Source organism: Rhodococcus sp. SG20037 (assembly GCF_031763325.1).
Classification (GTDB): Bacteria; Actinomycetota; Actinomycetes; order Mycobacteriales; family Mycobacteriaceae; genus Rhodococcus_F; species Rhodococcus_F qingshengii.
On record NZ_CP134497.1, the window covers coordinates 6,030,123 to 6,043,932 of the forward strand.

Below are 13,810 nucleotides of genomic sequence, written 5' to 3' on the forward strand. Positions count from 1 at the left end.
CCTTCTGGGTAGGCATCAACTCCCTGCCCACGTTGCCGCGAGGAGTTCGATTCCTCGGCCAGACCAAAAGGTTTGAACTGATATCTCCCGGTTCTGGTACGAACTGAACATGCAACTACCCGCGGACAGTCATGTTCACAGCGAGTGGTCGTGGGACACCGGCGGACCGCTGTCGCACGCATCCGGACGAATGCAACAGACTTGCGCGCGTGCCGAAGCAATCGGATTGCCGGCGTTGGTGTTCACCGAGCATCTCGACTTCGATGCTCGGTGGCGCACAACCGCCGCAGATCTGATGCCCCATCAACATCACCTGCTGAGCACCGACGGCTATGTCCGCGCACCGATCCTCGACGTCGACGGCTATCTCGACAGCATCGAACGATGCCGACACCGTTTTCCTGAATTGCGGATACTCACCGGCGTCGAGTTCGGACAACCGCACCTGCACGAAGCGCAGGCGTCGCACCTCCTTGATCTCGGTGTCATCGACCGGGTATTGGGTTCCTTGCACACGCTCGAAGTCGGCGACGATCGGAGTGAACCGAACACTCTGTTTCGAACGTGGAGCGCCGACGAAGTCATGTGGGCATACCTCGATGAGATCCCGCGTATGGTGGCTGACTCTCGGACCTTCGAGGTGTTCACCCATATCGACTACGCGGTGCGTGCATGGCCGATCGAAAGTGCCGGACCTTTCGATCCCCGTCGATTCGAAGAGGGATTCCGAAATGCGATGCGCGCCATCGCCGACAGCGACCGGATCCTCGAGATGAACACCCGTCGGCTGTGGCCCTGGATACCCCAATGGTGGAGCGAAGAGGGAGGTAAAGCGGTGACATTCGGCAGCGATGCACATGTGCCCGAAGCTCTGGCAGCCAATTTTCCGGAAGCGACCGCGATGCTCGCACACTACGGATTCCGTCCGGGTCAACGTCCCGAAGAGTATTGGACCCGCTGATCCGCCTGATTCCCAGACCGATATTTCCGTGAACTCGGGTTGTCGGAGACGGATCAACCCGCAATAGTCGATGTATGGATCGGTACAAAATCACGATGCCCGACGGCTCTTCGACCGAGGAACCTTTCAATTCCGACAAGGAAGCAATCACTTGCGCAGTGGATGCGAACCGAGGAGTCAGCAAGAACCTCGTAGTCGAAAAATACACGGCCGACGGTCATCTGGTTCCAACCGCGCAGGCGCCTGCGAAACACACAGGTCGTCAGAAGAAGAACCGTTCGAAGAGTTGAAAACTCGACTAGTTCACAACTCTCGAACTCGGTGTGAGGCGACCGGATGCGTGACGCAGAAGTAGTTGGATCGCGTGCTCGACAGTTGCACCGAGGACAGCTTCGGGGTCGCCCGAGAATACCTGCTTCTCCGTTTCGGCGGTCCCATGGTCGACGACTCCGAACCACACAGTTCCGGGTCGAACGTTCTCCTGGGTATCAGGACCGGCTTCACCGGTGACGGCCAGCGCCAGCGACGCACCCATCAGTGTGGCGGTGCTGTGCGCCATGACCCGGGCTGCCTCTTCGCAGACCACTGGCCCGTCCGGAACATGAAGTACGGAATGTTTCACCTCGCGGGTGTACGCGACGATCCCACCACAAAACCACGATCCGGCGTCCGGCGCCTTTCCCAGATGTGCGGCGATGTTCCCGGCAGTCAACGATTCCGCCGTCGCCACCGACAGACCGTGTTCCTCTACTGCCGCAGCCAATTGCCTGCACATATCGTCGAGATCCTTGTCCGACGGAAGCTCGGGTCGTGGATCGCCCTTCATATGTTCCTCCTCCTGCAGTCCGATCGGTGACTTCGACAAGACATTGAAAGTTCTTGAATGCCCATTCCAACCGTGCCTTACAGTTCACTGCCCCCTTGCGAACTGCACCCTTCGAAAGTGCGTCGAGCGCACTCGTCGATCACATCAGCCACACGTGACCGACGCGCGAGTTGACGGCGCTGCACGATCGCCCCGTTTCCGCTACTGAAGACCTTGTCCAAGGACGCCGTGACCTGCTCGAACTCGCCGAATGCAGTCAACGCAGGTTCGACGTGATCCACCAATTGCCGAACCGCTTGGTGTGCAGTCAGCAAGCGCACGGACTCCACGTCCAACGACCTCCCGTCGAGTCCGTCACGCGCCGCCCGCCAGCAAGCCGCGCGGAGTAGCTCGTGATCGACGGCAGGCGCTGCTTCACCTTTCGTGATCGCGGCGGATGCGGTACCGACGAGTGCCTGCACCAGTGTGGCCAGAGTCATCGTCTCCTCCACGGTGGCGGGCACGTCGCTGATCCGAATCTCCACGGTGGGAAGGTGATCCGACATGCGCACATCCCAATAGACCATGTGTGGATCGAGAATGACCCCTGTCTCCAGCATTGCTGCAACAGCATCTTCGTAGTGCGCCACGGACTCGAAGTAGGGCGGCGGACCCGAACTGGGCCATCGGCCGAACAGAACGTAACGCCAACTCGCATAACCGGTATCGCGACCGGCGCTGATCGGAGAGTTCGCCGTCAGTGCCAACAAGGTCGGTAACCAAGGGCGCAGATGGTTGATGATCTGGACCGATCGTTCTCGATCTTCCACACCGACATGAATGTGGCAACCACACATCACACCTTCGGTGATCGCTCCGAATTGACCGGCCATTCGCTGGTATCGCGACGTTTGAGTGATCTCGTCCACCGGCGGATCGTAGAACGGCGTCCCGACTGCGATGAGTTGACAACCTACACGGGCAGCGGCGTCGGCGGTGACGGCACGCGACTCACAGAGTTGATCACGAAGATCACGAATATGGTTTCCGATCGACGTGGACGTCTCCACCTGACAGCGCGTGAGTTCGAGTTGCAGCGAGATACCGAGTTCCCGCCCGGCGGCAGCAACCTCGGAGTTGCGCAGAGCGGGATGTCCAGTCTGCGGATCGCAGAGCAAGAACTCCTCTTCGACACCGAGAGTCGGTGTACCTACCGAGAATATGTCGGGAGTCGGCTTCGCGTTCATAGGGCTTCCTCGCACCGGTTTTCATCCACATCCGATACTTCGAGCGTACGACCTTCTACCCCTTTCGGCACTACTCCGACCGTTTCATCCAGTCACCGATCGGGTAGCTGCCCTGTGGACCGACGACGAGCGAAGAATCGCAAGTCTTCATGAGCTCAGGATGGAGTGTGCCGTGACAAACGCGAGCGAAAGTTCACCGGTAGATGACGAACACACAAATCGATCGCACGTAGGGGAGGCAATCAGCGACGGTCGCAACTATCCCGGATACCTGCTGATCGGGCTGGGTCTGGCAACACTCGGATTGACCTTGGTGGCAGCAGGTTACGGATTTCGTGGTTGGGCAGTCATTGCCGGCGTCGTGTGTGTGGTGTCCTTCATCGTCGGAACACTGGCCATCTTGATGGAACACCGACGGGTCAAACGACTGGAAGGTCAGGAACTCTTCGATCAAGAAGGGCACTGAACCGACCGCTCGAGTCGTATTCTGCACAAGCAGAATACGACTCGAGCAGAACACAGCTCAGTGAGTGCGGAGTTGCTCGATCAGCTCACCCTTGTTCAGCTTCGAATAGCCGTGCAGATCGAGTTCCTTGGCACGTTTCTTCAGCTCGTCGACTGTCCACTCCTCGTACGGCGAGGATTGTCCGCCGGACTTGGCGACATTCGACCGCCCTCGATTGGCGGCCGCATTGGAGATTCGGGCCGCCTTCTCCTTGGAATCGCCCTTCTCGCGTAGCTCTTCGTAGAGTTCTTGATCCTTGAGTTGAGGTTGTGAGTCCTTGCGAGCCACTGTTTCGTCCCTTCACTCGTCTTCACTCCGACGGTGTGGCCGAACTGGCAATTCGGCCACACCGCAGGTTCGAACGTACGTCGGCACTCAGGATGTAGGCGGCACCTCGAAACGCCCCCACACGCGGTGCGTCTTCAGAAGCTGAGCCAGCGAGGCGAGCGCTCCTTCCGCGTCTGCATCGACGACGACTCCCAATGCAGACTCGTCGATACCGGCCGCAGCCAGCGCACTCATGCTCTCTCCCCAACCACCAATTGCCTTGCTGTGACGATACATTTCGTTTAGCAGAGTCTCCACCCGTGGATCCAACTTGCCCTCGCCGATCCGAGAAACGTCGCCGCTCAGCAGGATTGCATCGAATTCGATCGAACGAGCTGTGAGGTAGGATCGCTGCACCGTCACCGCGTCGTCACCGTCCCCGATGGTTCCGCCGTGCGGGCCGAGGATCAGCGGCACCATGCCGGCGTCGAAGATCTTGTCTCGAACGGCGACAACCGTTTCGAGATCGGAGTTCTCATCGACCAGTAGTGCGATGATCCTTCCGTCTACCGGCCATTCCGCACCAACCTGGGACAGTGCAGGGCTGAGCTCCGGATCACTCAACGGCTCGGTCGGTTCGGGAACCGGAAGGCCAAGCCCCCCTGCGACGATCGACACGAGACCCGCGTCGATATTCGCCAAGATGCCCAGATTCCGGGTCTTGATGTTCTCCTCGTAGCACTTACCCAATTCGAAGGTATACGCCTGCGCGACGTGCTCCTGCTCGACAGGGGAGAGACTGCGATAGAAGAGTCGAGCTTGCGAGAAGTGATCGTCGAACGATGCCGGCGCCTGCCTCACCTTTCGCCCTGAAACTTCTTCGGGCACCTCGATATAGGCCGCGCTCTCCGCCGAGGCCAAGAACGGGCACCCACCGTCCAACGAATTGGGATGGTACGGCGCAACTCCGGTATGTACACCGTCCTGATGAAAGCCGTCGCGAAGCATGTCGTTGACAGGCGCGTGAGGCCGGTTGATCGGGATCTGATCGAAATTGGGGCCACCGAGTCGCGTGATCTGGGTGTCGAGGTACGAGAACAAACGTGCCTGCAGGAGACGATCGTTGGTGATGTCGACACCCGGAACCAAGTGACCCGGATGGAATGCAACCTGCTCGGTCTCGGCGAAGAAGTTCGTCGGATTGGCGTCGAGTGTCATCGTTCCGATGACCTGAACCGGCGCGAGTTCTTCGGGCACGATCTTGGTGGGATCCAATAGATCTATGCCTTCGAACATTTCGTCTTGGGTATCAGGGAACACCTGCACGCCCAGATCCCAGGACGGATATGCGCCCGCCTCGATGGCGTCGGCAAGATCGCGTCGATGGAAATCCGGATCCACACCGCCGGCGATCTGCGCTTCCTCCCACACGAGTGAATGCACTCCGGCGGCCGGCTTCCAGTGGAATTTCACCAGATTCGTCTCGCCGTCGGCATTCACGAGCCTGAACGTGTGAATACCGAAGCCCTCCATCATGCGATAGGAGCGCGGGATGCCGCGATCGGACATGTTCCACAATGTGTGCGCCGTGGCCTCGGTGTGCAGCGACACGAAATCCCAGAATGTGTCGTGCGCGCTCTGCGCCTGCGGGATCTCGCGGTCCGGGTGGGGCTTCGCGGCATGGATGATGTCCGGGAATTTTATGCCGTCCTGGATGAAGAACACCGGGATGTTGTTGCCCACCAGGTCGAAGACACCTTCGTCGGTGTAGAACTTGGTGGCGAAACCGCGTGTGTCGCGTACGGTGTCCGCCGAACCTCGTGAACCCAGCACCGTCGAGAACCGCACGAACACCGGGGTTCGAGCACCGGAAGCGAACACCGATGCTTTACAGATGTTTTCGGCCGCGCCATTCGCCAGGAACGTTCCGTGTGCAGCCGCCCCGCGGGCGTGGACGACGCGCTCCGGAATTCGCTCGTGATCGAAGTGTGTGATCTTCTCACGCAGGTGGTGGTCTTGAAGAAGAGTCGGGCCACGCTCGCCGGCAGTGAGTGAGTGGTCGGTCTCGTAGAGACGTGTACCGGTTGCGGTGGTGAGGTACTCCCCCCGCTGGCCGCGACCATTTCCCTTCACCTTCTCCTCGGCACCCGCGACGGTACGCACCTCCGGCTGCCGCTGGTCATCCTTGGGCGGCAACGGCTGTCGAGGCTTGACCGGCTCTTTCAGGTCCGGCGCTTTCGGGGCCGGTGCACCTGGGACGGACTGAGATGAAGGCATCGAACAGCTCCTCTTGATCGTCATGCTGGGCGCAAGAATCTTGTTACGCCTTATGTAAGTAGAGATTTCAAACTGAACGCGGAGCCACGACTCACCCCCGGCTGGGATCAATCCCAGGCCGAGGGTGACGAGTGCGTCAGGGGCTATTGCTCGGACTTCTGTCGCGCTTCGTCCGCGGCCGCTTCTGCGCGAGCCTTCTCGGCTTCTGCCTCTTTCTTCGCGACTTCTCGCTGGCTTTCGGCCTTGTCCTGCTGGGCGCGGCCCTCTCGGGTCAAACTGTCGTTTCCGGAAACCGCACCCACGGCTTCCTTGGCCTTACCCTTGACGTCCTCTACGACGCCTTTGATTCCCTCGCTGGGACCGCTCTTGTCATCTGGCACGTTGACCCTCCAATACGTTTCGGATTGTTGCTCAGGGATCCCACACAGGTAGGAATCCCCCACAGAAGGCCCTACCCCGTCGAAATTCGCATAAACATCCGTGCACCGACACGCCGCAACGCGTACAAGAAGCGGCCACCGAGGGGAGTGCCGTTCACTCTCGTGTGTTATTCAGTGCTCATGAGCCAGTTACAGACCGATCCCCCCGTGGGCGGAACGCTGTCCACGATTCGCGCGCTTGCGCCCAACCTGGCTCCGAGCGAGCGACGCGTCGCGGACATCTGCATAGCCCGGCCCAAGGAGTTCGCCTGGTGGTCGGCGGCAGATGTGGCCGAGCACGCGTCCACGTCGACAGCAACGGTTATTCGAGCGTGTCAGAATCTCGGATTCAAAGGCTTTCAACATCTGCGGATGCTGCTGCTCAGAGATCTCGGCGCAACGGAATCACGCGTGCAGGATGCATCGCACACCAAGGACAGCATCGGGCTGATGCAAGCGGTATTCGGCGAAGTGGCGGCCGATCTCGGCGGAGCACTCACACCACTGGATCGCGATGCTTTCGACCAGGCCGTCGAAGCCATCGCCGACGCCGACCGCGTACTCGTTGTGGGAAACGGGGTATCCGGGCCGTCGGCATCCGCAGTGGCTGTGCGGTTCATCCTGAACGGACGGACCGCGGAAGCACCCACCGATGCAGTGATGCAGCAGCTGACAGCCCGCCACCTCACCTCTCGAGACGTCTGTCTGGCGATCAGTGACAGTGGACTCAACTCGTTGACCCTCCAACCGGCCCATGCCGCGAAAGAGGCCGGCGCCACCGTCATCGGCGTGACCGGATACGCACGTTCCCCACTGGTGGAACTGGCCGACATGGGCCTGGTTCTCGGTGGCGGAACCGGGCCGTGGGGCGCGCACGGCGCTTCGGCAACCGTCATCCAGCTGACCTTTCTGATCGGCCTCCAGATCGCCGTCAGTGAACGACGCGGCGGGTCGGCGGAAGCTGCCGCCCAGACCCTCGAGCATGTGATCGGAATCCTCAATCACGGTTCCAATAGCTGAAATTCGGAGCCTCCATACGTTCCGGCCCGAATAGTTGCCCTGAGAATTACGGACATTTACGACGGCGTTCGATCACCGTTCACCTTCGACTGGCTAACTTCCGATGTAACGAAAATCCCCAATTTGATGCGATTGGGTAACGTCATTTCATCGGGAGAAGCCAATGGGCAGGATTCGAATAGAGAATCTGAGTCGGAAGTTCGCAGATGTCACCGCAGTCGACAACATCGACATCGATGTTCGTGACGGCGATTTCCTGGTCCTCCTCGGGCCCAGTGGCTGCGGTAAGACGACACTGCTGAGGATGCTCGCCGGCCTGCTGGAACCGACCAGCGGCCGGATATTGCTCGACGACGAAGACATCACCACCGCCCCCGCGCGTCGACGCGACGTCGCCATGGTGTTCCAGAACTATGCGCTCTACCCGCACCTCTCCGTGGCAAAGAACCTCGGATTCCCCTTAAAGGTGAAGAAGATCGACAAAGCCTCCGCAGTAGCGCGTGTCGAGGAGGTAGCACAGCAGCTCGAGATCGCACATCTGCTGGAGCGCAAGCCGAAGGAATTGTCTGGTGGCCAGCGCCAGCGAGTGGCGGTGGGACGCGCGATCGTTCGAAATCCGAAGGCGTTCTTGATGGACGAACCTCTGTCGAATCTCGACGCGAAGCTCAGAACGGCGACCCGTCGTGAGCTCACCGACCTCCACCGACGGTTGGGTGCCACCTTCGTCTACGTCACCCACGACCAGGTCGAGGCAATGACAATGGCGACGCGTATCGCACTGCTCAACCATGGCAGGCTCGAGCAACTCGGCACCCCGGAGGATGTCTACGATCGTCCGGCATCGGTGTTCGTCGCAGGATTTCTGGGCAGTCCAGCCATGAATCTTGTTGATGCGAGAGCATTCTCGACTGACGGACAAGTGAGGATTTCGGCAGAAGGACTCGAAGCCTCACTCTGGTCAGGGGAGACCGATTCGCGCGACGTCGTTCTCGGCATTCGTCCCGAACACCTCACACCGATACATCCAGGCACGGATTCCGGAACCGGTGCGCGTATCACCGTCGACGTCACTTCGGTCGAGAACCTCGGAAGCGAGCAAGTGGCATACTGCCAGGTCGGGTCGACCACGATCTGCGTGCGCGCTCCGCGACCGATCGCACTTCACGAGGGTCAGCCCGCGGTGCTGTCCGCCGAACTGCGCCATCTTCACCTCTTCGACCGATCCAGCGGACGGCGACTCGAATGGCTGGACATACCAGCAACATTGGACCTCGATTCACCTGTTCTCAGCTGAACCTTCCACTCATCCTCGAACACTGCATTTCACCACCAGGAGATTTGTCAGGCGCAAAACACGATGGAAGATCGCCACAGCATTGGCGGCATCCCTCGCCCTTGCCGGATGTGCCACGGGAGGTGCCACCACCGGCGGCTCCGATTCCGCATTACAGGTTCCGGAACTCGACCCGAATCAGCAGGTCGACATCGTCTTCGAATCCTACAACCTTGCCCAGGCAGGTTTGTGGACAGACACCGTCACCGGTCTCATCTCCGACTTCGAGGCCGCCTACCCGAACATTCACGTCAAAGCTCAGCCGCCGCAGAGCGGTGGTGCGGCCGGTTCCGGCACCGCGAGCAGCGTGCAAACACAGATGCTCGCCGGTTCGCCACCCGATGTCGCTCAATTGACCTTCGACACTCTTGATTTCGCCGTCACCGCGCTGAAAGCAAGAAATCTCGACGACCTTGTCGGCAAGGACGCAGTGCAGGCGAACTTCGGCGGCGACCATCCCTTCCACCCCAGAGCTGCAACACTCGGCGACTGGAATGGGGAAACCTACGGCGTTCCGTACGTGTTCTCCACCCCGACATTGTTTTACAACTCCACCGCACTGACCGAGGCCGGGCTCCCGGCCGATACCGATCTCTCCACCTGGAGCAAGGTTGCCACTGCCGCAAAGGCAGTGACCGCCAAGACAGGAAAGCCGTCGCTCGGAGTGAGCTGTTCGGTCAAGGGTGGCAGCTGGTGTATGCAGGCACTCTTCAAATCGGCCGGAGGGGGTGTGTTGTCCGAAGATCGCAAGACCATCGAATTCGGCGAGCCTGCCTCAGTGTCGGCAGTCTCCATGCTTCGTGGACTCTACGAGGACGGAGTCTTGGTGAACGCGGATTCGGCCACACAGTACGAAGGTTTCGCAAAGGGCGACATCGCGATCGATCTCAACACGTCTGCGCTGCAAGGCATGTTTGTCAGTTCTGCGGCCAAGGCGGGTTGGGATCTGCGCGCTACCGCGATGCCTGCCTTCGACGGGCACGCAGCGGTCCCCACCAATTCAGGTTCGGTCCTCTCCGTCTTCTCGCAAGACCCGGCAAAGGCCCGCGCTGCTTGGGAACTGATCAAATTCATGACCAGCGATCACGCGTACACACAGATCTCCACCAAGATCGGATACCTGCCTCTCCGCTCTTCGCTGACACAGGATCCTGCTGCACTCAAGCCATGGGCCGACAGCAATCCGCTACTGGCGCCCAACCTCAAGCAGCTCGACTCGCTTCAGCCGTGGCAGTCGTACCCCGGCAACAGCTACGTCCAGGTCGACGACATTCTCGCGCAAGCCATCGAGGAATCCGTGTTCTACGGCAAGGACCCGAAAGCGACCATGCAAGCCGCGCAGCAACGGGCTCAGGCCTTGATCGGCTGACACGGTCCATTCCAATTCCAGCGAACATCACTTCCGAATCGGGAACAACTATGACTACAGCTCTTCCGGTTCAGCGGGCCAATCGTCGGCTCGACCTGAACGGCACCTACAACTTTCGCGACGTGGGCGGATACGCTACCCGCGACGGCCTCAGCACCAAGTGGAACAAGCTCTTTCGTGCGGACGCTCTTCATCGACTCGATCAAGCTGACCGCGAGATCCTCCGTGCCCGTGGGCTGGCCTTCGTCATCGACCTGCGCGAGCAGGAAGAGTTGGACACAGCACCGAACGCTCTCGGAGGACTTGACCTCCAGCAACTCCACCTGCCCATCTTCGAGAGCGAAATGAACTCTCGAGAAACAAGTTTGGACCTCGCAGCAATCTACGCGAAGGTCATCGATCAATGCGGTGTCCGACTGGTTCGAGCTGTACGCGCAATAGCAGAGTCCGACGACAGCGCAGTACTCGTGCACTGCACGGCAGGCAAAGACCGTACCGGCCTCGTCGTTGCACTCGCTCTGGCAGCGGTCGGCGTTGACTACCGCGACATCGTCGCGGACTATTCGCTCTCGGAGGTCATGTTGGCCGGCGAGTGGGCAACGGCCATGGCCGTCAGGATGCGCGAATACGGCATCGGCGACGGGGAGAACCTCGCCCAGCTCGTCGGGGCAAGCCCGGCTGCGCTCATGCGTGCAAGCCTGCAAACCATCGACGATTCGTACGGAAGTGCGTCCGATTACCTTCTTGCCCACGGAATGAGCTCCGAAGAACTCGACCGCCTACATCTTGCACTGGTCAACTGACACACACTTGAAGGAGAATTTTTCATGTCCCAGTACGGCGAACCCGATCACTACATCTTGCACCTCAGCGATACTCACTTCGTCACCGACGGAGATCTTCTCCACGATTCCGTGGACAGCGATGCCAATCTGGCACGCATCTTCGAGCGACTGGAACGGACTGGCCAGAGTCCTGAGGCTATCGTCTTCACCGGAGATCTGGCCGACATGGGGGAACCCGAGGCATACGTGCGACTGCGCCGGATCGTCGAACCGGCCGCCGAACGGCTAGGCGCAAAGGTGATTTGGGTCATGGGAAATCACGACACACGCCCGGCATTCCGTAGCGGCCTGCTGGATGCCGCTCCGACCCAGGAATCCGTCGACTCGGTGGTCGACGTGAACGGCCTCCGCATCGTCGTGTTGGACAGCACTGTTCCCGGAAGCCATCACGGCCTGATCACCGACGAACAGCTCGCTTGGCTCGAAGAGGTTCTGGCTGTACCCGCACCACACGGAACCCTTCTCGCGCTGCACCATCCGCCAGTCCCGTCGGTTCTGGATGTGCTCACTTTGGTGGAACTGAAGGAGCAGAACAGACTTGCCACGGTACTCGAGGGAACCGATGTTCGCGGTATCCTCGGTGGCCACCTGCACTACTCGACCACCTGTACCTTCGCCGGAATTCCCGTCTCGGTTGCCTCAGCGACCTGCTACACACAGGATCTTCTTGCGAGCAAGGGCAGCATGCGCGGCCGCGACGGTGCGCAGGCATTCAACATGGTCCATGTGTTCCGAGATCGGGTTCTGCACACGGTAGTTCCGGTAGAGGAGTCGGCAACTGTATACGAAATGAGCGCGGAGTATCTTGCGGAGGCGATCTCCAAGCTGGTTCCTGGGAGAAATTCGTCCAGTCCCTCTGCTGCACTGGCGAATTGAGTTTCGAACATGTTTGTCGAAGTTCCAAGCACCGGCGGGTCGGAGTGTGCCGTAGCGGCGCGCCCGGCCCGTTCCGGGTTGGCGCCCCGCGCCTTGGTGCCCTATCTGTACCTGCTGCCGGCTGTGGTGTTGTTGATCGTGTGGATCTACAAGCCACTCGGCGAGACTGTCAATCTGTCCTTCTACAAGTGGAACATGGTTCCTACCACTCCCAAAGTAGCTGTAGGACTAGATAATTACACGCGTGTGCTCTCGTTGCCCGAGTTGCATCAGGCACTACGGAACACCGTGGTCTACACACTCGCCTTCATGCTGTTCTCGCTGTTGCTGCCGATCGTAATCGCGTTGGTGTCCAAGCGGATATCCGGACGATCCAAGACGATCTATCAAGCTCTGATCTTCGTCCCGTTCCTGGTGACACCGATCGCGGGCAGTGCCGTCTGGCGTTGGCTTTTCAATCCCGACGGCGGCGCAATCCCACGGGTGGCCGCAACGTGGGGAATAGAGATGGGCAACATCTTTCGTGATCCGAAATTCGCACTGCTAGGCGTCGTCGTGATCGTCGGATGGCAAATGCTCGGGTTCGGTGTCCTGGTCATCTCGGCTGGGCTTGCCGGCATCAACCCGGACTACGCTTCGGCAGCGTCACTCGACGGCGCATCCGAGGCGACGATCACCCGAAAGATAACGCTGCCACTGCTCTCCCCGACACTGGTCTTCCTCGCCCTCATGACGATTCTGCTGGGTGCGCAGTGGGCGTACCCCGTGATCGACATTCTCACCCAGGGTGGACCGAGCGGTGCGTCCACGAACATCTACTACCTGTTGTACCAGTTCGGTTTCCAGAACTTCGACGCCGGACTGTCAGCAGCCGCAGGCACTCTCTTCTTCATCGGCTTCGGAATCATCGCCGTCATCTTCGTCCGCCTGTCGGACCGACTGAGCTTCTACGACAATTAGGAACTGACATGGCATTTGTTCTGGTCGACGCGCCCAGCCAGACGCATGGTCCCGGTGCAACTCCGGCGGTGGAACACCTCGACAAACGGAGCAAGAACAATGACGGACCGGTCCGGTCCCGCTCTCGAACGCGGCGAGTGCTCGGGCATGTTGTCCTCGTGGCCGTGACCGTGTTCAGCATTTTCCCGATCTACTGGCTGTTCACCACGGCCTTTCGTCGCCCCGACGATTCTCTGTCGGCGAGTCCCCTCCCCTCGCCTTTCAGCCTCGAGAACTTCCGCTACGTGTGGAACACGATCCCGATGGCGTCGATGATGGTGAACACCTTCACCATGGCTTTGGCCATGTCGGTCAGCCAGCTGTTCGTCGCAATCCTTGCCGCGTACGGGTTCGCGCGGTGGAACTTCTTCGGCAAACAAGCGTTGTTTCTGCTCTTCGTCGGGTCGTGGCTGGTTCCGTTTCAGGTCACGATGATCCCCAACTACCTTCTCATTTCTCAGATGGGCTTGCTCAACACCGTCGCAGGCATCGTGATCCCGAACTTGTGCTCGGCTTTCGGAGTTCTGCTGATGCGTCAGCATATGGAGGCATTTCCACGGGAGTTACTGGACGCCAGTCAGATCGACGGACAGAACTCGTGGGCAACGCTGTGGAAGGTTGTGTTGCCCAACATGAAGCCCGCTCTCGCTGCACTCGGCATCATGCTGTTCATCTCGGCCTGGAACGAGTACCTTTGGCCCGCGCTGATCATGCGTCAGTCGAATTCCGTGCTGCAGATCGGTATCCGTAGCTTCCTCGGCGCCGAGGGGAACAACTGGGGTGCGATCATGGCGGCGTCCGGACTCGCGTGTCTGCCGATCTTCCTGATCTATCTCTTCCTTCAGCGCTACGTGCGCGACGCATTTGTTCAGTCCGGCCTCAAGTAG

At 59.8% G+C, this 13,810-nt stretch carries 14 protein-coding genes; 9 read left to right on the forward strand and 5 right to left on the reverse strand.

Annotated elements, in window-relative coordinates; genetic code table 11:
• Positions 1 to 109 precede the first annotated feature (109 nt).
• Positions 110 to 961 carry a PHP domain-containing protein gene (locus RHP72_RS27860; protein ID WP_311094093.1) on the forward strand — a complete coding sequence of 284 codons (852 nt, stop codon included), beginning with the start codon at positions 110 to 112 and terminating at the stop codon, positions 959 to 961.
• 298 nt (positions 962 to 1,259) lie between these two features.
• Here the strand turns inward: RHP72_RS27860 and RHP72_RS27865 are convergent, their stop codons facing one another.
• Both RHP72_RS27865 and RHP72_RS27870 read right to left on the reverse strand, forming a co-directional pair.
• On the reverse strand, positions 1,260 to 1,787 hold the full coding sequence (locus tag RHP72_RS27865; RefSeq protein ID WP_165638477.1) for a CinA family protein: 528 nt from the start codon (positions 1,785 to 1,787) through the stop codon (positions 1,260 to 1,262).
• Between the two features lie 77 nt (positions 1,788 to 1,864).
• The gene (locus tag RHP72_RS27870) at positions 1,865 to 3,013 is read right to left on the reverse strand and encodes a glutamate--cysteine ligase (protein ID WP_311094094.1); all 1,149 of its coding nucleotides are present in this window, start codon (positions 3,011 to 3,013) and stop codon (positions 1,865 to 1,867) included.
• Positions 3,014 to 3,173: 160 nt separating this feature from the next.
• On the opposite strand from RHP72_RS27870, the gene RHP72_RS27875 reads away from it, so the two are divergent.
• The gene (locus tag RHP72_RS27875; RefSeq protein ID WP_007735689.1) at positions 3,174 to 3,479 is read left to right on the forward strand and encodes a hypothetical protein; all 306 of its coding nucleotides are present in this window, start codon (positions 3,174 to 3,176) and stop codon (positions 3,477 to 3,479) included.
• 57 nt (positions 3,480 to 3,536) lie between these two features.
• On the opposite strand, the gene RHP72_RS27880 is transcribed toward RHP72_RS27875, so the two are convergent.
• The 3 genes from RHP72_RS27880 to RHP72_RS27890 all read right to left on the reverse strand — a co-directional run bounded on the left by RHP72_RS27880 (position 3,537) and on the right by RHP72_RS27890 (position 6,442).
• A complete protein-coding gene (locus tag RHP72_RS27880; protein WP_003943161.1) occupies positions 3,537 to 3,806 on the reverse strand; it encodes a Rho termination factor N-terminal domain-containing protein in 270 nt (89 codons plus the stop codon).
• 87 nt (positions 3,807 to 3,893) lie between these two features.
• Entirely contained in the window at positions 3,894 to 6,062 is a 2,169-nt protein-coding gene (locus RHP72_RS27885) for a catalase (protein ID WP_311094095.1), read from the reverse strand.
• 143 nt (positions 6,063 to 6,205) lie between these two features.
• On the reverse strand, positions 6,206 to 6,442 hold the full coding sequence (locus RHP72_RS27890; protein ID WP_003943084.1) for a CsbD family protein: 237 nt from the start codon (positions 6,440 to 6,442) through the stop codon (positions 6,206 to 6,208).
• Between the two features lie 180 nt (positions 6,443 to 6,622).
• Between RHP72_RS27890 and RHP72_RS27895 the strand changes: the two genes are divergently transcribed.
• From RHP72_RS27895 to RHP72_RS27925, 7 genes are all read left to right on the forward strand, one after another.
• The gene (locus RHP72_RS27895; RefSeq protein ID WP_054826757.1) at positions 6,623 to 7,501 is read left to right on the forward strand and encodes a MurR/RpiR family transcriptional regulator; all 879 of its coding nucleotides are present in this window, start codon (positions 6,623 to 6,625) and stop codon (positions 7,499 to 7,501) included.
• Between the two features lie 163 nt (positions 7,502 to 7,664).
• Positions 7,665 to 8,795 (forward strand): ABC transporter ATP-binding protein, encoded by a 1,131-nt coding sequence (locus tag RHP72_RS27900; protein WP_166502822.1) that lies wholly within the window; start codon positions 7,665 to 7,667, stop codon positions 8,793 to 8,795.
• Between the two features lie 82 nt (positions 8,796 to 8,877).
• Positions 8,878 to 10,203 carry an extracellular solute-binding protein gene (locus tag RHP72_RS27905; RefSeq protein ID WP_311094096.1) on the forward strand — a complete coding sequence of 442 codons (1,326 nt, stop codon included), beginning with the start codon at positions 8,878 to 8,880 and terminating at the stop codon, positions 10,201 to 10,203.
• Between the two features lie 50 nt (positions 10,204 to 10,253).
• A complete protein-coding gene (locus RHP72_RS27910; protein ID WP_311094097.1) occupies positions 10,254 to 11,006 on the forward strand; it encodes a tyrosine-protein phosphatase in 753 nt (250 codons plus the stop codon).
• Positions 11,007 to 11,030: 24 nt separating this feature from the next.
• Positions 11,031 to 11,924: a phosphodiesterase gene (locus RHP72_RS27915; RefSeq protein WP_311094098.1), complete on the forward strand. Its 894-nt coding sequence runs from the start codon at positions 11,031 to 11,033 to the stop codon at positions 11,922 to 11,924.
• Positions 11,925 to 11,933: 9 nt separating this feature from the next.
• Entirely contained in the window at positions 11,934 to 12,884 is a 951-nt protein-coding gene (locus RHP72_RS27920; protein ID WP_054188319.1) for a carbohydrate ABC transporter permease, read from the forward strand.
• Positions 12,885 to 12,892: 8 nt separating this feature from the next.
• On the forward strand, positions 12,893 to 13,810 hold the full coding sequence (locus tag RHP72_RS27925) for a carbohydrate ABC transporter permease (RefSeq protein ID WP_054188320.1): 918 nt from the start codon (positions 12,893 to 12,895) through the stop codon (positions 13,808 to 13,810).

Excerpts from the sequence above, each read along its gene's own strand:
- RHP72_RS27920 (WP_054188319.1), top strand. The coding sequence starts at position 11,934 with ATGTTTGTCGAAGTTCCAAGCACCGGCGGGTCGGAGTGTGCCGTAGCG.
- RHP72_RS27870 (WP_311094094.1), bottom strand. The coding sequence starts at position 3,013 with ATGAACGCGAAGCCGACTCCCGACATATTCTCGGTAGGTACACCGACT.
- RHP72_RS27860 (WP_311094093.1), top strand. The coding sequence starts at position 110 with ATGCAACTACCCGCGGACAGTCATGTTCACAGCGAGTGGTCGTGGGAC.
- RHP72_RS27910 (WP_311094097.1), top strand. The coding sequence starts at position 10,254 with ATGACTACAGCTCTTCCGGTTCAGCGGGCCAATCGTCGGCTCGACCTG.
- RHP72_RS27925 (WP_054188320.1), top strand. The coding sequence starts at position 12,893 with ATGGCATTTGTTCTGGTCGACGCGCCCAGCCAGACGCATGGTCCCGGT.
- RHP72_RS27885 (WP_311094095.1), bottom strand. The coding sequence starts at position 6,062 with ATGCCTTCATCTCAGTCCGTCCCAGGTGCACCGGCCCCGAAAGCGCCG.
- RHP72_RS27895 (WP_054826757.1), top strand. The coding sequence starts at position 6,623 with ATGAGCCAGTTACAGACCGATCCCCCCGTGGGCGGAACGCTGTCCACG.
- RHP72_RS27915 (WP_311094098.1), top strand. The coding sequence starts at position 11,031 with ATGTCCCAGTACGGCGAACCCGATCACTACATCTTGCACCTCAGCGAT.
- RHP72_RS27865 (WP_165638477.1), bottom strand. The coding sequence starts at position 1,787 with ATGAAGGGCGATCCACGACCCGAGCTTCCGTCGGACAAGGATCTCGAC.
- RHP72_RS27875 (WP_007735689.1), top strand. The coding sequence starts at position 3,174 with ATGGAGTGTGCCGTGACAAACGCGAGCGAAAGTTCACCGGTAGATGAC.
- RHP72_RS27900 (WP_166502822.1), top strand. The coding sequence starts at position 7,665 with ATGGGCAGGATTCGAATAGAGAATCTGAGTCGGAAGTTCGCAGATGTC.